This is a genomic window from Pectobacterium sp. 1950-15 (genome assembly GCF_037136835.1).
In the GTDB taxonomy this organism is placed as follows: domain Bacteria; phylum Pseudomonadota; class Gammaproteobacteria; order Enterobacterales; family Enterobacteriaceae; genus Pectobacterium.
In genome coordinates, this window is sequence record NZ_JBBBQR010000014.1 from 63,794 (window position 1) to 85,458 (window position 21,665).

At 52.8% G+C, this 21,665-nt stretch carries 22 protein-coding genes; 13 read left to right on the forward strand and 9 right to left on the reverse strand.

Going from position 1 to position 21,665, the window contains the following annotated elements:
- The first annotated feature begins 323 nt into the window (after nucleotides 1-323).
- The 5 genes from ascF to WCT94_RS15675 all read left to right on the forward strand — a co-directional run bounded on the left by ascF (nucleotide 324) and on the right by WCT94_RS15675 (nucleotide 5,176).
- The gene (gene ascF / locus WCT94_RS15655) at nucleotides 324-1,784 is read left to right on the forward strand and encodes a PTS cellobiose/arbutin/salicin transporter subunit IIBC (RefSeq protein WP_336870284.1); all 1,461 of its coding nucleotides are present in this window, start codon (nucleotides 324-326) and stop codon (nucleotides 1,782-1,784) included.
- A 34-nt stretch (nucleotides 1,785-1,818) separates the two neighbouring features.
- A complete protein-coding gene (locus WCT94_RS15660) occupies nucleotides 1,819-3,249 on the forward strand; it encodes a 6-phospho-beta-glucosidase (RefSeq protein WP_336870285.1) in 1,431 nt (476 codons plus the stop codon).
- A gap of 246 nt (nucleotides 3,250-3,495) precedes the next feature.
- A complete protein-coding gene (gene hisN, locus WCT94_RS15665) occupies nucleotides 3,496-4,296 on the forward strand; it encodes a histidinol-phosphatase (RefSeq protein ID WP_336870286.1) in 801 nt (266 codons plus the stop codon).
- Between the two features lie 60 nt (nucleotides 4,297-4,356).
- Complete coding sequence (locus WCT94_RS15670; RefSeq protein WP_336870339.1) at nucleotides 4,357-4,743, forward strand: VOC family protein; 387 nt, start codon at nucleotides 4,357-4,359, stop codon at nucleotides 4,741-4,743.
- Nucleotides 4,744-4,759: 16 nt separating this feature from the next.
- Nucleotides 4,760-5,176, forward strand: coding sequence for a hypothetical protein (locus WCT94_RS15675; RefSeq protein WP_336870287.1), 417 nt, complete (start codon nucleotides 4,760-4,762; stop codon nucleotides 5,174-5,176).
- Here the strand turns inward: WCT94_RS15675 and WCT94_RS15680 are convergent.
- Together WCT94_RS15680 and WCT94_RS15685 are read right to left on the reverse strand one after the other, a co-directional pair.
- A complete protein-coding gene (locus WCT94_RS15680) occupies nucleotides 5,173-6,309 on the reverse strand; it encodes an AAA family ATPase (RefSeq protein WP_336870288.1) in 1,137 nt (378 codons plus the stop codon). The two genes, WCT94_RS15675 and WCT94_RS15680, sit on opposite strands and share 4 nt — an antisense overlap.
- A gap of 14 nt (nucleotides 6,310-6,323) precedes the next feature.
- The gene (locus WCT94_RS15685; protein ID WP_319847805.1) at nucleotides 6,324-7,208 is read right to left on the reverse strand and encodes an RNA ligase family protein; all 885 of its coding nucleotides are present in this window, start codon (nucleotides 7,206-7,208) and stop codon (nucleotides 6,324-6,326) included.
- A gap of 499 nt (nucleotides 7,209-7,707) precedes the next feature.
- Here WCT94_RS15685 and WCT94_RS15690 point away from each other — a divergent pair, with 499 nt between their 5' ends.
- Complete coding sequence (locus tag WCT94_RS15690; RefSeq protein WP_336870289.1) at nucleotides 7,708-8,301, forward strand: hypothetical protein; 594 nt, start codon at nucleotides 7,708-7,710, stop codon at nucleotides 8,299-8,301.
- Nucleotides 8,302-8,546: 245 nt separating this feature from the next.
- Entirely contained in the window at nucleotides 8,547-9,611 is a 1,065-nt protein-coding gene (locus WCT94_RS15695; protein WP_336870290.1) for an MBL fold metallo-hydrolase, read from the forward strand.
- A gap of 175 nt (nucleotides 9,612-9,786) precedes the next feature.
- Here WCT94_RS15695 and WCT94_RS15700 read toward each other — a convergent pair whose 3' ends face one another.
- Nucleotides 9,787-11,022: a sensor histidine kinase gene (locus tag WCT94_RS15700; protein WP_336870291.1), complete on the reverse strand. Its 1,236-nt coding sequence runs from the start codon at nucleotides 11,020-11,022 to the stop codon at nucleotides 9,787-9,789.
- A 24-nt stretch (nucleotides 11,023-11,046) separates the two neighbouring features.
- Nucleotides 11,047-11,742: a response regulator transcription factor gene (locus tag WCT94_RS15705; RefSeq protein ID WP_336870292.1), complete on the reverse strand. Its 696-nt coding sequence runs from the start codon at nucleotides 11,740-11,742 to the stop codon at nucleotides 11,047-11,049.
- Between the two features lie 98 nt (nucleotides 11,743-11,840).
- On the opposite strand from WCT94_RS15705, the gene WCT94_RS15710 reads away from it, so the two are divergent.
- Nucleotides 11,841-12,599 carry a phosphoethanolamine transferase domain-containing protein gene (locus WCT94_RS15710; RefSeq protein WP_336870293.1) on the forward strand — a complete coding sequence of 253 codons (759 nt, stop codon included), beginning with the start codon at nucleotides 11,841-11,843 and terminating at the stop codon, nucleotides 12,597-12,599.
- A gap of 26 nt (nucleotides 12,600-12,625) precedes the next feature.
- The gene (locus WCT94_RS15715) at nucleotides 12,626-12,880 is read left to right on the forward strand and encodes a hypothetical protein (RefSeq protein WP_336870294.1); all 255 of its coding nucleotides are present in this window, start codon (nucleotides 12,626-12,628) and stop codon (nucleotides 12,878-12,880) included.
- A 174-nt stretch (nucleotides 12,881-13,054) separates the two neighbouring features.
- Here the strand turns inward: WCT94_RS15715 and ychF are convergent, their stop codons facing one another.
- Both ychF and pth read right to left on the reverse strand, forming a co-directional pair.
- On the reverse strand, nucleotides 13,055-14,146 hold the full coding sequence (ychF, locus tag WCT94_RS15720) for a redox-regulated ATPase YchF (protein WP_336870295.1): 1,092 nt from the start codon (nucleotides 14,144-14,146) through the stop codon (nucleotides 13,055-13,057).
- A gap of 129 nt (nucleotides 14,147-14,275) precedes the next feature.
- Entirely contained in the window at nucleotides 14,276-14,863 is a 588-nt protein-coding gene (gene pth / locus WCT94_RS15725; RefSeq protein WP_336870296.1) for an aminoacyl-tRNA hydrolase, read from the reverse strand.
- Nucleotides 14,864-15,177: 314 nt separating this feature from the next.
- Between pth and ychH the strand changes: the two genes are divergently transcribed.
- Nucleotides 15,178-15,447: a stress-induced protein YchH gene (gene ychH / locus WCT94_RS15730; protein ID WP_336870297.1), complete on the forward strand. Its 270-nt coding sequence runs from the start codon at nucleotides 15,178-15,180 to the stop codon at nucleotides 15,445-15,447.
- A 180-nt stretch (nucleotides 15,448-15,627) separates the two neighbouring features.
- Here ychH and prs read toward each other — a convergent pair whose 3' ends face one another.
- The 3 genes from prs to lolB all read right to left on the reverse strand — a co-directional run bounded on the left by prs (nucleotide 15,628) and on the right by lolB (nucleotide 18,211).
- A complete protein-coding gene (gene prs, locus WCT94_RS15735; RefSeq protein WP_010274915.1) occupies nucleotides 15,628-16,575 on the reverse strand; it encodes a ribose-phosphate diphosphokinase in 948 nt (315 codons plus the stop codon).
- A gap of 136 nt (nucleotides 16,576-16,711) precedes the next feature.
- Nucleotides 16,712-17,584, reverse strand: a complete 873-nt coding sequence (ispE, locus tag WCT94_RS15740; protein WP_336870298.1) for a 4-(cytidine 5'-diphospho)-2-C-methyl-D-erythritol kinase — start codon at nucleotides 17,582-17,584, stop codon at nucleotides 16,712-16,714.
- Nucleotides 17,585-17,587: 3 nt separating this feature from the next.
- Complete coding sequence (lolB, locus tag WCT94_RS15745) at nucleotides 17,588-18,211, reverse strand: lipoprotein insertase outer membrane protein LolB (RefSeq protein WP_336870299.1); 624 nt, start codon at nucleotides 18,209-18,211, stop codon at nucleotides 17,588-17,590.
- A 232-nt stretch (nucleotides 18,212-18,443) separates the two neighbouring features.
- Here lolB and hemA point away from each other — a divergent pair, with 232 nt between their 5' ends.
- From hemA to prmC, 3 genes are read left to right on the forward strand one after another with little or no spacing between them, the layout of a single operon-like run.
- Complete coding sequence (gene hemA / locus WCT94_RS15750) at nucleotides 18,444-19,700, forward strand: glutamyl-tRNA reductase (protein ID WP_225084716.1); 1,257 nt, start codon at nucleotides 18,444-18,446, stop codon at nucleotides 19,698-19,700.
- A 33-nt stretch (nucleotides 19,701-19,733) separates the two neighbouring features.
- Complete coding sequence (gene prfA / locus WCT94_RS15755; RefSeq protein ID WP_015840345.1) at nucleotides 19,734-20,816, forward strand: peptide chain release factor 1; 1,083 nt, start codon at nucleotides 19,734-19,736, stop codon at nucleotides 20,814-20,816.
- A complete protein-coding gene (gene prmC, locus WCT94_RS15760; RefSeq protein ID WP_336870300.1) occupies nucleotides 20,816-21,661 on the forward strand; it encodes a peptide chain release factor N(5)-glutamine methyltransferase in 846 nt (281 codons plus the stop codon). Before prfA ends, prmC begins: the two co-directional genes overlap by 1 nt.
- Nucleotides 21,662-21,665: the final 4 nt, after the last annotated feature.

Genomic DNA, 21,665 nt, shown 5'->3' on the forward strand with positions numbered 1-21,665 from the left:
GGACTGGCAGCAGGGTGATGAGCGCAGAAGCGAGCTAAGCAGGAGAAGGAAGATGTTATTCATGACGATCGTGGTCACATAAGTAAAATATTCATAACAAATCTATTGAAATAGCATTCATATATAAACACTATCATGTGGAACCGGTTACCCATCGGCGTTTCATCACGTTGCATGGAGCAGGGATACCGGCATGAATACTTTCATAACTGTATGAAATTGAATAATAAATGTGCGTGCATTAAGTAATATCCCCGTTTCGGACGCGTTAAGCCGTTTGTGAAACCTGGGGAGCGTGCGCGATTACGAGAGATTGTCTATCCATGTCAAAGAATTATGCGGCTGTATCCCGTTCGATCGTCGATGCCATCGGTGGTGCTGATAACATCGCCGCCGTGACCCACTGTATGACCCGCCTGCGCTTTGTGCTTAAAGATAATGATGCAGCGAATGTGGCCGAGCTGAAGGCAATAAGCGGCGTGTTGGGCGTCGTGAAAAATGATAACCAGTGCCAGGTCATCATCGGCAATACCGTTTCTCAGGCCTATGCCGAGGTGGTGAAGCTGCTGCCGGAAGGCGCGGCGGCGGAAAAAGCGGTACCGGTAAACAATAAAATTACGCTGCGACGCATCGGGGCAGGCATTCTGGATGCGCTGATTGGTACGATGTCACCGCTTATTCCGGCGATTATCGGCGGTTCAATGGTGAAACTACTCGCCATGATTCTGGATATGACCGGCATATTTGAGAAGGGATCTTCCACGCTGACGATTCTGAACGTGATTGGCGATGGGGCATTCTTCTTCCTGCCAATCATGGTGGCGGCGTCTGCGGCGGTCAAATTCAAAACTAATATGTCGCTGGCGATTGCTATCGCCGGGGTGCTGGTTCATCCGACGTTTATCGATCTGATGGCAAAAGCGGCGCAGGGTCAGCAGGTGGTGTTTATGGGGCTGTCCGTCACGGCGGTGAAGTACACCTACACCGTGATCCCGGCGCTGTGTATGACCTGGATTCTGTCTTACATTGAAAAATGGGTAGACCGCATTACGCCAGCGGTGACCAAGAACTTCCTGAAGCCGATGTTAATTGTGCTGATTGCGTCTCCGATTGCCATCATGCTTATTGGTCCGATTGGAATCTGGATCGGTAGCGGTATTTCTGCTGTCGTCTACACAGTACATGACTATTTAGGCTGGCTGTCCGTTGCCATCATGGGCGCCATCTGGCCGCTGCTGGTGATGACCGGTATGCACCGCGTGTTTACCCCGACCATTATTCAGACCATCGCTGAAACCGGTAAAGAAGGCATGGTGATGCCGTCTGAAATCGGTGCGAACCTGTCGCTTGGCGGGTCTTCACTGGCGGTCGCCTGGCGCACCAAAAACCCGGAACTGCGCCAGACCGCGCTGGCCGCGGCCGCCTCGGCGATTGTTGCCGGGATTTCTGAACCTGCGCTGTACGGTGTGGCTTTGCGCCTGAAGCGTCCGCTGATCGCCTGTCTAATTACTGGTTTCATCTGTGGTGCCGTTGCCGGTATCGGCGGGTTAGCCAGCCATTCAATGGCGTCGCCGGGGCTGTTTACCAGCGTACAGTTCTTCGATCCTGCCAACCCGATGAGCATTGCCTGGGTGTTCGGCGTCATGATTCTGTCTGTCGTGATTTCCTTCTTCGTCACCTTACTGCTGGGCTTTGAAGACATTCCGGTAGAAGAAAAACCGGAAGAGAAACGCGTACAGGGTGATGAGGTTTCCGCACCGCAGCACGCAGCGAACACGAATTAAATGAAGCACTAATGAGTACGAAGGAGAAGAGCGTATGTCTGCATCAACATTTCCCAATGGGTTCTTATGGGGGGGCGCGATTGCGGCCAATCAGGCAGAAGGCGCGTACCTCGAAGGCGGTAAAGGGCTGACGACGGTAGATATGATTCCCCACGGCGTGAATCGTCTGCCGGTGAAACTGGGGCAAGAACCGCGTTTCGCGCTGCGCGAGGATGAGTTTTATCCCAGCCATCAGGCGATCGATTTCTATCATCGCTATAAGGAAGATATCGCGCTGATGGCGGAAATGGGGTTCACGGTGTTCCGTACCTCCATCGCCTGGAGCCGACTTTATCCGAACGGGGATGAGCTGACGCCCAATGCGGACGGCATCGCCTTTTATCGCGATATGTTTGCCGAGTGCAAGAAATACAACATCGAACCGCTGGTGACGCTGTGCCATTTCGATGTGCCGATGCATCTGGTCACCGAGTATGGTTCATGGCGTAACCGGAAAATGGTGGAGTTCTTTGCCCGCTATGCCAGAACCTGTTTTGAAGCCTTTGACGGACTGGTGAAATACTGGCTAACGTTCAATGAAATCAATATTTTGCTGCATAGCCCGTTTTCCGGCGCGGGTCTGGTCTTTGCCTATGGTGAAAATCAGGAGCAGGTGAAATATCAGGCTGCGCACCATGAACTGGTGGCAAGCGCGCTGGCGACGAAGATTGCGCATGAAGTTAACCCGGAAAATCAGGTCGGCTGTATGCTGGCTGGCGGTAATTTCTATCCGTGGTCGTGCAAGCCGGAAGATGTTTGGGCGGCGCTGAATAAAGATCGAGAGAACCTGTTCTTTATCGACGTGCAGGCGCGCGGTACCTATCCGGCGTATACCAGCCGGTTGTTTAAAGAGAAGGGCATCACGATTGCGTCAGAGCCGGGCGATGATGAGATTCTCAAGAACACGGTGGATTTTGTGTCCTTCAGCTATTACGCCTCTCGTTGCGCCTCGGCAGATATGAACGAGCACAATAGCAGCGCAGCGAACATCGTTAAATCGTTAAAGAACCCGCATATCAAGGCGAGTGAATGGGGTTGGGGAATCGACCCGCTGGGCCTGCGTATCACCATGAATATGATGTATGACCGCTATCAGAAGCCGCTGTTTCTGGTAGAGAACGGGCTAGGTGCGAAGGACGAGATTAACGCACAGGGCGAGATTGATGATGACTATCGCATCAGCTACCTGCGCGAGCACATCAGCGCGATGGCGGACGCTATTGGTGACGGTATTCCGGTCATCGGTTATACCTCATGGGGCTGCATCGATCTGGTTGCGGCTTCCACTGGTGAAATGAGTAAACGCTATGGTTTCATCTATGTCGATCGCGACGACCGGGGCGAAGGCACCTTAGCCAGAAAGAAAAAGAAATCGTTCTACTGGTATAAGAAAGTGATCGCCAGCAACGGCGCCGATCTGAGCTGAATGAAATAGTCTCGTTTAGCTATTCTTGTTATAGCCCTCTAACGGTAACGTTTGGGGGCTATTTTTTTACCCAGATATTTTTTACCCAGATACAGGGAATGTGAACTGCAATTTTTTGCTTGATGCTGCATATTCAATAATGTTAACTATGATAATATCTCATAATCGAGCAAAAGTGAGCATTGTGATTTATTATCAATATCCAATGATACCGTCATATAAACGCGCAGGAAGGTGGTAAACACCATGAGTCAGTTACTTCCCGATATTACTTTTTTCCACGAACTCGCCACGCTGGCCAGTCAGGAAACGTTACCGCGTTTTCGTTCCCTCACTGCCAATCAAATTGAGACGAAGCCAAAAGAGGGCTTTCGCTTTGATCCGGTCACGGAGGCCGATCGGGAGGCTGAGCGGGTCATCCGCGAGCACATCACGCGCCATTATCCCAATCACGCGATCATGGGCGAAGAATTTGGCCTGAGCGGGGAAGGCCCGGTGCGTTGGGTTTTGGATCCGGTTGATGGCACCCGACCTTTCTTATGCGGGCTACCCGTGTGGGGAACGCTTATCGGCCTGCTACACCATGAACGTGCCGTGATGGGGATGATGAGCCAGCCGTTTACCGGTGAGTGTTTCTGGGCCGATGGTTCACAGGCCTGGCGTAGCGACCGGAATGGGGAAGTGCGTTTAAGCACGCGCAAAGGCGTGTCGCTCGAACAGGCGATTTTACACACGACCGCGCCAGAAACGCTGAGCATGCACCCGACCGTTCGCTTTGCTGCACTCACCGAACGCACATTGATGACGCGCTATGGCGGTGAATGTTACGCCATGGCAATGCTGGCGGCAGGCCAGATCGATATCTGCGTGGAGTTTGCATTGCAGCCCTACGACATTGTCGCGTTGATCCCGATTATTGAGCAGGCGGGCGGCATTATCACCGATCTCAACGGGCGGCGGGCGGAAGCGGGTGGCACAGTCATTGCGACCGGTAACCCAGCGCTGCATCAGCAGGTTTTAGCCATTCTGAACGGAACGCGGTCATAGCCGCTGTTTTGTATAACTTACCCCGATGATGTGAAAGACAACGCTTAAGAAGGAATCATGATGAAAGTGGCACACGTTGCGTTATGGACGGCCGATCTGGCCGCGCAGGCGGCATTTTGGCAGGAGTTTTTCACCGCTCAAGTGGGAGAAAAATACGTGAGCCGGAATCGACCAGGGTTTGAATCGCATTTCGTTCAACTGAGCGAAGGTGCTTCTATTGAGCTGATGACGCTGCCGGTGTTGACAGAAGCGTTAACCAATAAAGAAGGCTGCGGCTGGGCGCACGTCGCAATTTCTGTCGGGAGCAAGGCGGATGTTGAGGCATTCGCCAGTAAAGCGGCGGAACGCGGTATTCTGGTTGCCCCACCGCGCATGACAGGGGACGGTTTTTATGAGGCGATCGTCAGCGATCCTGATGGTAATCTGATCGAGATAACCTCAGACTGATTCGGAACCCTTTCGTATGCTGCACAAACTGCCCTCATTCGATCGACAACATACCGCGATGCTGATTTGCGCTGGTGAAATTCGGTTTGGTCCGCCTTATTTTTCGCTCTCCATCGACGGAAAAGCACTGAACGATCGCGTTTTCGGCAAGGACATGCTGTGGTCGCCGGATTCGCGTTATCTGGCAGTGCAAGAGTGGCTCTCCACGGCGGAACGCGACGGCCCGCAAACGGCTTTACTCTGTATTGATATGCTCGAAGAAAGGCAATGCCAGATTTCTCAGGCCGCAGGGGGATTTATCGTCCCCGTGCGTTTCGAGGACGATAAATTAATCTATGAAAAACAGTATTTTGGTGCAGGAAGAAACGGTATCACGGAATACGAGATCCCATTTACCACGCTTCCGCGCTGGAGTGCGTTGCGGCTGCGTTAGCTTTCATAGCTAACCGCATGCGCTTCCGTCGGTGCGGGAAGCTCCCATTTCGTCAGCATACCTTGCAGCGTTTTGTTGCTCAATGTGGTGTCCCGTTTACCGTTGCGGCGCAGTAATTCCTGACGCGGGCGCTCCAGATAGACAATTTCCACTTCTGCGCCGTAGGCATAGCACAGATCTAACGTGCGGGTGCGCATTTGCTGGCTCAGATGTGTGGCATTCCACACGAACGGTTCATGCGTTCGCAGCAGTGAACGTGCTTTGTCGGTCGCCCAATGCACTGCTTTTCCTTCGTTTTCGCCGTGTTTCAATCCCAATTCGGTTCGCGCATCGTCGAAAGAAACCACGGGTAAATTGCGCCGATGTGTCCGCACCCAGGTGTCTTTTCCCGCAGCGGGTAAACCGCACATTACGGTGACTTTTGAACCCGGCTCCTGAAACAGTGGATAATCTGGATGCACATCGGCTCCGCGAAAATAGCTCAGGCGCGTGTGTGCATCGACAAACGATCTCGGCTGGCCGTAACAGCCTTCTTCCCGCGCAAGCTCGCGGAACAGTTCAATACTGTCGAGCACGCGTGCTTGATCCTGACAGATGCGCCCACGCATATCGGCTTCCGCCAGCGTTGCCAGCAGCGGAATGCTTAACTGCCACGATAATTCGCGTATCGTGAAGAGTGGCGGCACACGACGCCGCTCATCCTCAAGGCAGTAAAACGGTACCTGATGCACCGCAATTAAGCGGCAAATCGCTTCCCGAATCGCAAACGGAACGCCGGCATCCCACAGTAGCACGCGAGCATCGATGGCGCCTTTGCGTGAATGTCCCGGCTGACCAATCTGACCCGTTACCGGGTCAATCACCGTCGTGCGATATTTCGCAACGTCATGCAGCAACGCGGCAAAAAACAAGATTTCCTGCTGCTCGCGAGTGGCCGTCTGGTAATCGGGAAGCTGCAATAGCGACTCGACAACCATGATGGTGTGTGTCCAGACATCGCCTTCACCGTGATAACGCGGCTCCTGCGGCGTCTCTTTGGCGCGTTGCAGCACCGGAAACGCGTCCAGACAATCAGCAAAATCTGGCTGTGCGCCAGAGGCGGGGACTAATCCCCTAATGGTATTCCAATCCATGATAATCCTACTCCTTACTTATCGGGCATGGCGGCGGCGAGCGCGTCCAAAGAACGCAGCGTATTCAGCCCCAGCATTTCCCAGGATACGGTTGGACAGGGCGCGTACAGATCAACGCCTTCAGCCAGTTGGTTCGGCAAAATAGGACGTCGGGAATGATGCGAGCCGCTGTCCAGGATGGTTTGGATGAAGTCATGGCGTACCAGCTTGTAGCGCGCCAGTACCTGTTCATCATCCTCCACCTTCAGATACAGGCCTTCCGAACGGTCAGATTTATCGGTTTGCTGCCAGCATAGCGCGAGCGGCAAGCCTTCACGCTGCACGGTGGATTCGAACGCGGTCTTCCAGCTCGGGCTTTTCGCCAACGAGCGGAATACCAGCTTCCACAGCAACGCCGGGTTTGTTGGCATTTCTCCGGCGTAAAGTACCGGAACGGACAACACGGGCGAACCGGCCAGCATCGCGTGTCGGCGTGCCGTCGATAAAAAAATGCCGTCACGACGATCGTAAATATCAAATTCGTGAAAGTAGTGCGGCAAACGGTCGTAAAACACGGAATGCTTGCTGTAAGCCCATTCGCCGTACATCACGAAGCGGTCTTCCAGTAGCTCAAGAAAACGCATTTCGTGCGCGGTAGCCCAGAGCTTGAACTGGTTGAACTGCCGTTCCCGTGAACCGCCAGCCAGATAATGGCCGCGCGACTGGAGCAGAAGTTCCGCCGTTTCATTGAAGGATACGCCGCTGTTCGCGCCGTCGATCTTTTCTTCGATCACGACGTAACGGCCTGCCAGCGCTTTCAGTGCAATTTGGTCCGACGCATCATCGCCAGACTGTAAACGCGAACCTTCCAGATGAGGGGTACGCGGATACTTTAATAACGGTATTGAATGTAAATACATGTTTTTCGCCTGCTGCGTTATTGGCGCAGCCAGGCCCATCTAAGGTAAAAAAGAGGGCCGACGAACGTGTTCTGGCGCGAGTCAATAGCCGGCCGCTGGTATTCCAGAGGTCAGAGTCGCGGGGGAGGAAGCGGGAGATTCGTTCTCTGCTCCGCACAATCGCGGGGAAAGAAGGGAATTCGTACCGCAGCCAACGCTGGCGCAGACTGCGCCGAATCGAGGCTGCTTAATGCAGTCGTCGGCGGTTAGTGGGAGGCTGACGTACAGGGCACTTTGGGGCTCCAAATGACACATTGAGGATGAGTAAACGGCGCGATTCTAGCGAAGGAATCCTCCGACAACAAGTTTTTGTATAAAAAATGCTATTCTTTCCTGTGGTTGTAGAATGTGTTGCTGCGTGTAAACGTGCTAAAAAGACCAGCGGTTATCCGCGTTAGCGTGTGAAGAATAACGCGTGGTGGGATAGGGGAATGCACACAATGAATCGTCGAGGAATATAATGAAAATCAGTGTGATAAAGAAAGGGATTGTGGGCCTGTTACTGGCTCTGCCGTTGTACGGTGTCGCAGAGACAAAAGATCCAGATTTGTTCGTCGGCTATACCACGCAGAATTTGACCGATGCATTACCTGCGCAACTGCTGAACATGATTCAGCGGGACAAAGTGGTCGATGCGGCAAACCACATGGTGCAGACCGAATATATCGATCCTACGACAGGCAATAAGGCGCTGGTTTCACTGTATATGCTACCGCCAAACAGCAAAGGGACGATTCCCATCGCTTCGACACCCAGCGATCTGGATGCCGTGATCGCCAGCACGGAAAAAGAGATGCTGCGTCAACGCATCAAACCCGATCAGCGTGCGGGAAATATTGACGATGCGACGCCTTTCCGCTGCTTACAAACGATTCTAAATAACAAGGTCCTGCATTCGCTGTGTTCGACGCTGATTAAAGGTCGTGTGCTGGAAGTGCAGGCCATTAATACGGTCGATAATATGCAGGATGAAGCCGAACGGCATAAGGTCATCGGGCAACAAAATGCATTCGTTATCGAGATGGGAAAAACGCTGCTGGCGCTTAAAAAATAATACACGCCTGATGCACCAGAACGGGTGCCATCGGTGACAGACTGTCACTGTCTCTCATCAGAACCTCAGAGCGAAGGCGAGCACCTTCGCTTTTTTTGCACCAAAAATCCCCTGATGCGCCCTTGCCAGATTCCTGGCGTTCGTGCATAACTGCCGGTGCCAGAAAGTCGATCCCTGACCGTATCATTACGAAACTGTATTCATCACGAAACGACTTCATTACGAAACAACACCGGATAAACCTTATGCTTTTGTTACTCGTTTTGGCTGTGATTGTAGTCGCCGTTTACGGCTGGTTAAAACAGCCGCAGTATGTATCACCAGAGGTCAAGCCCCAGCCGGAAAACCCACTCTTTCGCGATGGTGCGTTTCATAACCCGGTCGCCCGCCCAACGGTGGCGAGTCAGAACCGTTGGGCTCTGCTGTACCGCTTTCTTTTCGAGAAAGACGCTGGCGCGTTGCCCGATACCCAACTGCCGTCGGAAAAGACCGATCTGCATCAGTTAAGTAAAACGGATAACGTCATCATCTGGATGGGCCATTCCAGCTATTTCATTCAACTGGAAGGGAAAACGTTCCTGCTGGATCCGGTATTTAGCGACAACGCTTCGCCAGTGCCGCGCACCAATGTCGCCTTCAAGGGCAGCAATGTGTATTCACCGGAAGACGTTCCCGAAATAGACTATCTGCTGATCACCCACGATCACTGGGATCATCTGGATTACCCTACGCTGAATGCGCTACGCGGGAAAATCCGCCGCATCATTACGCCAACGGGCGTGGGCTCCTATTTTGTAAAATGGGGGTTCCCGCAGAAAGACATTACGGAAGGTGGCTGGTTCAGTAGTCTGAAAGAGAACGGGGTCGAAATCCATGTGCTTCCGACACAGCATTTTTCTGGCCGACTCCTCAAGCATAATCAAACGCTGTGGGGCTCGTTTGCGCTGATTACGGAACAACATCGTCTGTATCTCGGTGGGGACAGCGGCTATGGCGCACACTACAAGGAGATTGCCGCGCGTCTGGGCGGATTCGATATCGCGATACTGGAGTGCGGACAATACGATCGGGACTGGCCCTACGTTCACATGACGCCGGAAGAGAGCGCACTGGCGGCCAGTGATTTGCAGGCTAAAGCGGTACTACCGAGTCATAACAGCAAATTTAAGCTGGCGCACCACAGCTGGAACGACCCGCTGCAGCGTATTTCGCAGGCTAGCCAAGATCAGGCCTGGCGGCTGATGACGCCCCGTATTGGTGAACGCGTTCAGGTTGATAACCCGCAGCAGACGTTTAGCCAGTGGTGGTAGCACTCAGGTTCGTATGAGCGGGAATCACCGTGCCGCAAACATAATGTATAGGCGTTATTCGAGATTATTAATGAAATGCCCCGTGCTGAGTGACAGACGGGGTGGCTCCCACCCATCTGGATAGATGTTGAGATAGGCGGAAACAGACCACTTTGATAAATATCGCCATTCCCGATTATGTTGCGCTGCGTATTTCCAGCGTAAAGCGACAACCTTTTTCTGAGCTTTCGACCGCCATGTTCCACCCCAGATGCTCCACAATGCGTTGTACGATGGATAAACCGAGCCCTTCGCCGCTTTCACGTGAGCTAGGCAGAAAACGTTGAAATTGCTGCGGGTCGATGCTGGGCGGCAGGCCCGGCCCGGTGTCAGAAACGATCAGCGTTGTGCCATGCAGGGCAATGCGTACTTCGCCTTCATCCGTGTATTGGCAGGCATTACGCAGCAGGTTCCAGACCACACTGCGCGCCAGTTCGGCATTGGTGTGCAGATGGGCGTTTTGCGGGACATCCAGCGTGAGTGCCACCGGTTTTTTCGCCAGCCAAGGTTGGCAGCGCGTGATGCATTCCTCGAACAATGGACGTAGAGGCACGTCGGCGAGAGGCAAGGTTTGCGGATCGCGCGAGAGCAGCAATAGGCAAGTCAACTGGCGTTGCATTTCCTGCGTAGTGCGCACGATACGTTCAGCGCTTGGCATCAGGTGACTGTCGGCAGGTAATTGGTACACGATGGTTTCCGCCGCCCCGCCAATGATGGCCAGCGGTGTGCGCAATTCATGGCTGGCATCGCTCACAAAGCATCGCTCGCGCTGTAGAAACCGTTCCAGCTCATCGCTGTGTTGCGCAAATGCGCGCGCGAGCACGCCGATTTCGTCACGTGCATCCTGAAAGGGGAAGGGCTTTTGCTTGCGCTGCACGACGTCGGCCAGACGTATGATGGGAACGGTAACACGAGCCGAAGTTAGTCGACCAATCCAGAACGCACACAAAATACACAGAAGAATGACTAGCGGCGCGAAGCCGTCAATTAGGTACTCCAGATACTCGTAATCCTTGCCATCCTGCAACAGGTAGTAGCGCCGATCGTTAAGTTCGAACACCAGCAGGTGCCAACCATCGGGTTTTTCCATACGGTGGTAGCCCGGCGCATACTGGCGCAGGGCATCGGGCGCGGTCTGCGCATCATAGAGCAGGTTGCCTTCAGGCAGGGTGGGAGTAATGCCTTTGGCAATGTCGGCTTCCAGTTGAGGCAGCACCTCGTTACGCAGGTTTTCTGAGATCACATACGCTCTCAGTTCATCGTAGTCGAGTTGATCTGCTACAACCACAAACGCCATGACTGCCACCATCAGCAGCACGAAGGAAACCATAATGCGCGTCTTGAGCGTCACCTGTTGATAAATGGATTTCATGATGATTATTCTGCCCTTGTATGATTATTCCGGTGCAGCCTCCCCGGGCTTATGCAGGCGTAAACCGATGCCATGCACCGTTTCTATCAGCGCAGATGTGAAGTTTTTGTCAACTCGCTGGCGCAAATCATGAATATGTGTGCGCAAAGCGCCACTATCAGGCGGTTCGTCACCCCAGAGCAAATATTCCATCTCCTGTTTTTTGACGACTGCAGGGGCGGATCGTATCAGGCACAGCAGTAATTTATGCGTGGTTGGGGTCAGGGTGATCGTCTGGCCCTGCCGCTGTGCCTGTGGTGTGCGGGTGTCTACCTGTAGATCTCCCCAGACTAGCGTGCCCTGTACTTGTTGCCCTTGGGCTCGGCGCACCAGGGCCTTGATGCGTGCGTCCAGCTCCTGAAGCGAAAAGGGTTTTATCAGGTAATCGTCAGCACCCAACGCAAGGCCCTGCACGCGATCATCTATCGGATCGCGTGCGGTCAGCATCAACACCGGCACAGGATTCTGAAATTCCTGACGGAGCTTTCGGCACAGCGTCATACCGTCCAGTCGCGGCAGCATCAGATCCAACAAAATGGCGTCGTAATCATTCTGTGTGGCCATACGCAGGCCCGTGGCACCATCACGTGCGTCATCCAGCACATAGCCCAGCGGCTCGAAAAACTCGTACAGGTTGGCAACTAACTCAGGGTTGTCTTCGATAATGAGCAGGCGGGTCATAAATAATTAGCGTCTTAAATAGGTTACCGGAATCTTAACAACATCTTGACACACACTTTTTGATACTACGCGCACTTTCAACTCATTGGGGATTACGCGTGTTTCAACGTCTGTCATCCTTGCAGCTCAACCCGATACAATTGACTTGGGTAGCCGCACTGTTCTTCACCACCATTGGCAACGTTGGGCTGTGGCAAATGCTATGGTCTAACGTGGAGATCAACAGCTTACACGGCTTGCTGTTTTTCATCAGCCTGCCGGTTTTCTTTTTCTGCCTTATCAACCTGTTGCTCACGCCCGTTTTGGCATTACCGTGTGTGCGTAAGCCGCTATTGGCACTCTTGGTTGTCATCAGCGCCAGCTGTAGTTACTTCATGTTCAGCTATAACGTGCTGATCGATCGCAGCATGGTGCAGAACATCTTCGAGACCAATCAGGCAGAACTCGCCTCGTACTTTTCCATTCCCTTGCTGCTCACCATTCTTGTGCTTGGTGTGTTACCTGCTGCGGTGATGGTTTGTCTACCCACCAAACAGACCGAACATCCCTTCCAAAACGCGCCATGGTGGCTGGGCAATGTTCTGGTGACATTAGCTGTGCTGGCCGTGGTGACAATGCTGTTCTACAAGGACTACACCTCGTTGCTGCGCAACAATCTGCAAATCAGGGATCAAGTGCTACCTTTCAACTTTGTGCGTAGCACTAACGGCTACCTTAAGCGCTACCTGAAACGCACGACATCGCAGTTGTTGCGAACCGTGGCAGAAGATGCCACGCGTCCTGCGATTGTGGCCGGAGAACGGCCTAAACTCGTGATTGCCGTGGTAGGTGAAACCGCGCGGCAACTTAGCCGTTAGCCTATTCCCCCATACAGGAGCCGCTTGTGTCAAAAATCAACGTGGAAAAATTCGTTGCTGGAACTCTGGAAAAAAGTTTTGACGTTCCTGCATTCGCCGTAAATATCCTTGCTCAGCTTTTGCCTGCGTTCGCAATGAGTGAGCTTGCTGAGCGAGGTATAGATATTCTGGCTATTGTCGGCGCCAACAAATTGGGTACGCCATATTCCTCTTCGATCGAGGTGGTTGAGGAGGGAGTGCAAAAAAAGGTAGGCATCTCTGTTACCGCCGGCGAGCGATAAGTCCCGTTCCAGCCGGGGCTTCTGAGCCACTGTCGCAACACCAGCCGCGTCTCATTTTTTACTGCGCTGTCATGAGATGGAATGAGACATCATGAAAACAAAAATCCACGCAATGGCGTGGATTTTTGTGATATTCACGAGGTTGCAGTGCACCTCATGAGACAACAGAAGCGATTAGACGTTGAACAGGAAGTTCATAACGTCGCCATCTTTTACGATGTAGTCCTTGCCTTCTGAACGCATCTTTCCGGCTTCTTTCGCGCCTTGTTCACCTTTGTAGGAGATGAAATCTTCATAGGCGATAGTTTGTGCGCGGATGAAGCCTTTCTCGAAGTCGGTGTGAATTTTACCCGCAGCCTGTGGGGCGGTGGCGCCGACAGGGATGGTCCATGCACGAACCTCTTTCACGCCCGCGGTGAAGTAGGTTTGCAGGTTCAGCAGTTCATAACCCGCACGGATAACGCGGTTCAGGCCCGGTTCTTCCAGACCTAACTCAGCCATAAACTCTTCGCGGTCAGCGTCATCCAATTCCGCGATATCTGATTCAACGGCCGCACAGACGGCCACAACGACAGAACCTTCAGCGGCAGCGATGTCGCGCACTTTATCGAGGTACGGGTTATTTTCAAAACCGTCTTCGTTGACGTTGGCAATGTACATGGTTGGTTTCAGCGTCAGGAAGCTCAGGTATTTGATTGCTGCTTTATCTTCATCGCTTAAATCCAGCGAACGCAGCATCCCGGCGTTCTCCAACTGCGGTAAGCATTTCTCCAGCGCGGCCAGTTCAGCTTTAGCATCTTTATCGCCGCCTTTGGCTCTTTTCTGCACGCGATGAATGGCGCGTTCGCAGGTATCGAGGTCAGACAACGCCAGCTCAGTGTTGATCACGTCGATGTCATCCGCAGGGTCAACTTTGTTGTTTACGTGGATGATATTGTCATTTTCGAAGCAGCGCACAACGTGGCCAATAGCTTCCGTTTCACGGATGTTGGTCAGGAACTGGTTACCCAAACCTTCACCTTTGGACGCGCCTTTTACCAGACCGGCGATATCAACAAATTCCATGGTAGTAGGGAGGATACGCTGCGGCTTAACGATTTCGGCCAGTTTGTCCAGACGTGGATCGGGCATCGGCACGACGCCGGTATTTGGCTCGATGGTACAAAACGGGAAGTTGGCCGCTTCGATGCCGGCTTTGGTCAACGCATTGAACAGAGTGGATTTACCGACGTTAGGCAGCCCAACGATACCGCATTTGAATCCCATGTTTATATCACCTTAAATAACTTATTAATCAGGCAATTACTATATTTTGCCTGTCAGAATGGAAACATTTCGGCCGATTATACACGGAATGGCGATTTATCTCGATCTCCCATCCGCATTCTGACCAGTTTATGCTGGTTTGAAGGCATGCAAGCGGTTCATCGCTTTGATCATGTCTTCTTTCATCAGAATTTCTGTGCAGCGCACGGCTTCGTCAATGGCATCGTCGATTAACGTCTGCTCGCTTGTCGGCGGTTTACCCAGCACAAAGCCAGTAACTTTGTTTTTATCGCCCGGATGGCCGATACCAATACGCAAACGATGGAAGTTTGGGTTGTTACCCAATTTGCTGATGATGTCTTTCAGCCCGTTATGGCCGCCGTGCCCGCCACCCAGTTTAAGTTTGGCAATCCCCGGTAATAAATCCAGTTCATCGTGTGCAACCAGAATTTCATCAGGCTGGATGCGATAGAAGGTGGCCATTGCCGCGACGGCTTTGCCACTCAAATTCATGAACGTGGTAGGGACCAGCAGGCGTACATCTTGCCCAGCCAGATTCAGACGGGACGTGTAACCAAAAAATTTGCTTTCTTCTTTCAGCGGCTGACGGTAAGCGTCCGCCAGACGATCGACAAACCAGGCGCCCGCATTATGGCGGGTGGCGGCATATTCAGCGCCAGGATTTGCCAGGCCGACAATTAATTTAATGCTGCTCACGGTATATTCCAGATTGCGTGCTTAAACTGACGCAGGGTAGCGTGATAAACGAAAGCGCTAGTTTACACACCGTATGCTGGATAGCAAAATCTCGGTGTTGGAATGTAAATATCATGTTATTTGTTCAGTGCCGTGATTATTCGGTTTTTTGTCTATTTATTTGTTTAAACGTAAAAAAATATTAACCATCCCTTTTATCTGTGATCCCTCCCGCAATCATCCATGCACATTATTGTCTATAATTACATCAATAATAAGAAAGTAAGCGGTAATGGCACTCCGATTCATCCACAGAATTAATCTGGAGGTGGCAGATGAAACGTAAAAACGTGACAGTATTGGGTAACATGTTGATGGGGCTCGGTATGATTCTGATGATTGGCGGCATTGGCTTTTCCATCGCCAGCCAATTCCCTAAACTGAATGTCCCTGAATATATGACGTATATTGATCTGGTCGGTATTTTCTCTGGTGCAATACTTTGGTTAGTGGGAGCACGTATTAGCGGGCGTGAGGAAGTCGCAGACCGTTATTGGTGGGTTAAACACTTTGATAAGCGTTGCCGCCGCCAACGTCACCCATAATCGTTAATGGCGCCATAGACGTTAATGAAAATTGAACATGAGAGCCGCTGTAGCTTCGCTATGGCGGTTTTTTGTTTTTTATAGCGATAGTGTTTTTTACAGTGATGAAAATAAGAAAGCCACCTTGTTACAGGTGGCTCCCTCATTATCGTTTGCGAGCGGTTACCCGATCAGCAACGATTAATGCTCAAACATCGCAGAAATAGATTCTTCGTTGCTGATACGACGAATCGCTTCTGCCAACATCCCGGACAGCGTTAACGTACGAACATTCGGCAGTGAACGAATGTTTTCCGCTAGCGGAATAGTGTCGCAGACAATCACTTCATCAATTACAGAGTTCTTGATGTTCTCGTAAGCATTGCCTGAGAAGATCGGGTGTGTGGCATAAGCGAATACGCGTTTAGCACCACGTTCTTTCAGCGCTTCCGCCGCTTTACACAGCGTGCCGCCAGTATCGATCATATCGTCAACCAGTACACAGTCACGGCCAGCGACGTCACCGATGATGTGCATCACCTGAGAAACGTTGGCACGCGGACGGCGCTTGTCGATGATCGCCATGTCGGTATCGTTCAGCAGTTTAGCGATTGCGCGCGCGCGCACAACGCCACCGATATCAGGAGAAACCACGATCGGGTTTTCCAGATTCTGTTGCAGCATATCTTCCAGCAGGATCGGGCTACCGAATACGTTATCTACCGGAACATCGAAGAAACCCTGAATCTGCTCAGCGTGCAGATCAACAGTCAGAACACGGTCAACACCGACACTGGACAGGAAGTCAGCAACGACTTTCGCGGTGATTGGCACACGTGCGGAACGCACGCGACGGTCCTGACGGGCATAGCCGAAGTAGGGGATAACAGCGGTAATACGTCCCGCGGAAGCGCGACGCAGAGCATCGACCATCACAACCAGTTCCATCAGGTTGTCATTGGTGGGTGCACAGGTGGACTGGATGATGAAAATATCACCACCGCGTACATTTTCATTGATTTGCACGCTGACTTCGCCATCGCTAAAACGACCGACAGCGGCGTCGCCAAGGCTAGTGTACAAACGGTTGGCAATACGTTGTGCTAGTTCCGGGATGGCGTTACCAGCAAAAAGCTTCATATCAGGCACGAGAAGAACCTCAGGCTTGCGTCCAGAGAAATATTGCGCCTGCCAGGCAGGGAGAACAACAGGCACAATATGCATACGGGTGTATGAATTAAGTTTGCTACAGACTGGCCGCATGGCAGCCGGTGTGTGGCAAAACCTAAAGTTGCCCGGAAAGGGTACGTTGTAGCGGAGAGACGTTAACGCCTCGCGCGACGAAACCGTTTAGCCATTCCGGGGCCTGGTCAAGCACCTGACGGGCTGCGAACTCGGTGTCAAACTCTGCAAACACACAAGCCCCCGTTCCAGTCAGGCGCGCCGGGGCATATTCTAGCAGCCATGAAAGTAGCTGTTCAACCTCACGAAAACGTTTTCTTGCGATAGCTTCACAATCATTGACGAAGGTCTGGTTTAATAAAGTTTCTAAATCACGAATTGGCGAATTCCGCGTCAACTCAGGATCGCTGAAAATCAACGGCGTGGCAATACTCACGCCGGGGTGTGCCACCAGGTACCATTTCTCTGGCGGATTTGCTGGCGTTAACTGTTCACCAATACCTTCAGCAAAGGCGGCATGCCCACGAACAAAGACGGGAACGTCGGCGCCTAATTGCAATCCTAGCTCGGCCAAGGTATCAACGCCCAGCCCGCTTTGCCACAAATGATTAAGGGCGACCAAAACGGTAGCCGCATTGGATGAACCGCCGCCCAGCCCGCCGCCCATCGGCAGGCATTTCTCAATACTGATGTCTGCGCCGAACTGAGCAGGGCGAATATCGTAGCGTTCGCAGTGCTGCTGTAATAAGCGTGCGGCGCGGACGATCAGGTTTTGTTCGTTCTCTACACCGTCCACGGGGGTAAGCAGGTTAATCTGGTCGTCATCACGTGGCCGAATTGTCAGGGTGTCACCGTAATCCAGAAACTGGAATAGTGTTTGCAAAAGGTGATACCCGTCTTTTCTCTGGCCAGTAATATAAAGAAACAAATTCAGCTTGGCGGGGGCAGGCCATGTCTCGATAACCGTCGGTTGCATCGCTTATTTAACCATCCAGTTGTTCATTTTCAGCTTAATACGCTGTTCCCCCTGAACCAGCTCCAGGCTGGTTGGCAGCGGAGGCGTCAGCTCGGTGTTGTAGCTCTGATAGCTGACATTCCAATTTTGATTGCCCTTGCGATAGGTGACGGTTTTCAGCAGAGAGCGCTCATCCAACGTGAATTCGGTGGCGTCGCCTGGGATACCGAGGATCCACTGGCGCAGATTGTTCAGCGGGATTGCCATGCCGGTGAGCTGCTGAATCATGTATTCGGCATCTTTCCCCACGTAGCGCTTGCCCTGATTATCCGTGATTTGCACGCCGTCAGGCTGGGCGCGCAGTTCTAATTCGGTACTGCCGAGCGGGTTGGTCAGCAGCAGTCGATAACGCTGTGGCGGTGTGTCCTGCCAGAAAAAATTGGCTGATACTCTTTTGCTATCGGAGATATAGGCAAAAGCGCCGCGAGTCTGGTATTGGCTGAGTTGCTGTACTTTTTGCTGATGTTGTTGCCACTCTGGCGAGGTGGGACTTGTACTCGTTTGGGTGGGTTGATGAACGCTACAGGCGGCTAGCAACACGCTGGCTAAAGGCAGTAAACGCAGGCATCGGACGGTTTGGGTTGGCATGTCGGTCGTATCCTGTAAATGAACGAAGTTCGTGAAATACGTCACGCTAACGGGCTTACCGCTCAGCGTCAATGGTTGTTATTCGTTAATGGCGTTTATTGTTTTTTGTCAAAAAGTGACTACCTCAGACGAGGTGTATCGCGCGCTGTCGCTTTTCTTGCACTCCTGCATCAAGTAGAATGCGACTCAAACGAAATCCATACTAAGACCGGTATTACTCAGAAACAGCCTAATGACCCTGCTTGCGCTTGGTATTAATCACAAAACCGCACCAGTTTCTCTGCGTGAACGCGTTGTGTTCTCACCAGATAAATTAGGGGTGGCCCTCGACAGTCTGCTACAGCAACCGCTGGTGCAGGGCGGCGTTGTGCTGTCTACCTGCAATCGTACGGAACTCTATCTTAGCGTTGACGAACAGGAAAACCAGCGTGAACAGCTGATTCGCTGGCTGTGTGAATATCATCAATTGCGCCCGGAAGAGGTCAACGGCAGTCTGTACTGGCATCAGGATAACGCCGCCGTTAGTCATTTGATGCGCGTGGCCAGCGGTCTGGATTCGCTGGTGTTAGGTGAACCACAGATTTTGGGACAGGTGAAGAAAGCGTTTGCCGAATCACAGCGTGGTCATTCCCTGTCCAGCGAACTGGAACGATTGTTCCAGAAGTCTTTTACCGTGGCCAAGCGCGTTCGTACGGAAACGGATATCGGTGCCAGCGCCGTGTCGGTGGCATTTGCCGCCTGTACGCTGGCGCGGCAGATCTTTGAATCACTGGCGGATGTTACGGTGCTGCTGGTTGGTGCCGGAGAAACCATTGAACTGGTTGCTCGCTATCTTCGTGAGCACAATGTACAGAAAATGGTGATCGCGAACCGTACCCGTGAACGCGCGCAGGCGCTGGCAACGGAAGTGGGTGCAGAGGTCATCACGTTGGCAGAGCTGGATGAACAACTCGTTCAGGCCGACATTGTGATCAGTTCAACGGCCAGTACGCTGCCGATTATCGGAAAAGGGATGATGGAACGGACGCTGAAGGCGAGACGGAATCAGCCAATGCTGATGGTGGATATTGCGGTTCCGCGTGATATTGAGCCGGAAGTCGGCAAATTACCGAACGTTTATCTCTACAGCGTGGACGATCTGCACGCGATTATTCAGCATAACCTCGCGCAGCGCAAAGCGGCGGCGGTGCAGGCCGAATCTATCGTGCAGCAGGAAAGTTCCGACTTCATGGCGTGGCTGCGTGCGCAGTCCGCGGTGGAGACCATTCGCGATTATCGCGCTCAGGCCGATGAGCTGCGTGCAGAAATGACGGCCAAGGCGCTGGCTGCCATCCAACAAGGCAATGACGTTGAAGCGGTGATTCAGGAACTGACGCACCGTTTAACCAACCGCCTGATTCACGCGCCGACCAAATCCCTTCAGCAAGCCGCTCGTGACGGCGACCAAAATCGGTTACAAATTTTACGTGACAGCCTTGGGCTGGACTAGCATTCATCTCTATTACAGGATTTAACCGCCCGTATGAAGCCTTCTATTGTTGCTAAACTGGAAGCGTTACAAGAACGCCATGAAGAAGTCCAGGCGTTACTCGGTGAGCCCAGCGTCATCGCTGATATGGATCGCTTTCGCGCGTTGTCGCGAGAGTATGCTCAGCTCACTGATATTACTCGCTGTTTCCAGCAATGGCAGCAGGCGCAAGAGGATCAGCAGACCGCAGAAATGATGCTGGACGATCCTGAAATGCGCGATATGGCGCAGGAAGAATTGAAAGAGGGTAAAGCGACCATTGAAGCACTGGAGCAACAGCTTCAGGTGCTGTTGTTGCCGAAAGATCCCGACGATGAGCGCGGCTGTTTTCTGGAAGTGCGTGCCGGGACGGGCGGCGACGAAGCCGCGATTTTTGCCGGCGATCTGTTCCGCATGTACAGCCGTTATGCCGAATCACGTCGCTGGCGCGTCGAGGTGATGAGTGCCAGCGATGGCGAACATGGCGGTTATAAAGAAGTTATCGCTAAAATTTCCGGCGACGGCGTGTACGGCCAGCTTAAATTTGAATCCGGCGGCCATCGCGTGCAGCGCGTTCCTGCCACAGAATCTCAAGGGCGTATTCATACCTCGGCCTGTACGGTCGCCGTGATGGCGGAAGTACCGGAAGCAGAACTGCCGGACATCAACCCTGCGGATTTACGCATCGATACCTTCCGTTCTTCTGGTGCGGGCGGCCAGCACGTTAACACCACCGATTCCGCCATCCGTATTACTCACTTGCCAACCGGTATTGTCGTGGAATGTCAGGACGAGCGTTCACAGCATAAAAACAAAGCCAAAGCGCTGTCTGTGCTGGGGGCGCGTATCCGTGCGGCAGAAGTGCAGAAACGTCAGCAGGAAGAAGCGTCAACTCGCCGTAACCTGCTCGGCAGCGGCGATCGCTCTGACCGCATCCGTACCTATAACTTCCCGCAGGGAAGGGTGACCGATCACCGTATTAACCTGACGCTTTACCGCCTGGACGAAGTCATGGAAGGAAAATTGGATACGTTGATTCAGCCAGTCGTGCAGGAATATCAGGCCGATCAGCTTGCTGCGTTGTCCGAGCAGGAATAATGACCTATCAGGATTGGTTAATCTCTGCGACGACGCAACTGGCGGCGGGAGAAAGCCCGAAGCGAGATGCGGAAATTTTGCTGGGCTTTGTGACCGGTAAGCCCCGCACGTTCCTGCTGGCGTTTGGTGAAACTGAGCTGAACGCGGCTGAACAGCAGCAGTTAGCTAAACTACTAGCGCGCCGCGAACAGGGAAAACCCATTGCTTATTTGATCGGCGAGCGTGAGTTCTGGTCACTGCCGCTGGCTGTGTCGCCCGCTACGCTGATCCCCCGCCCCGATACCGAGTGTCTGGTCGAACAGGCGCTGCTGCGCCTGCCTCAAACGCCGTGTGCCGTATTGGATTTGGGCACCGGAACCGGAGCGATTGCGCTGGCGCTGGCCAGTGAACGGCGCGATTGCCGGGTGACGGGCGTTGATGTTCAACCGGATGCCGTCGCGTTAGCGACAAAGAATGCCCAGCAATTGGGCCTCAATAACGCCCATTTCTTGCCTGGAAGCTGGTATTCACCGCTTGATCAAACGCGCTTTGCGCTCATCGCCAGTAATCCACCGTATATCGATGCGGATGATGTGCACTTGTTGCAGGGCGATGTTCGTTTTGAACCTGCCAGCGCGCTGATTGCTGCCGACAACGGGCTGGCGGATTTACGCACCATTATTGAATCTGCCCCGCATTATTTAGAGGCCGGTGGCTGGCTGCTGCTGGAACATGGCTGGCAGCAGGCTGATGCCGTACGTCAGCTCTTGCAGACACGCGGATTCACACAAATAGAAACCTGTCAGGATTATGGTGGCAATGACCGCGTGTCGTTAGGACGCTGGTTGGATGCCCAAACGCATTAGGAGC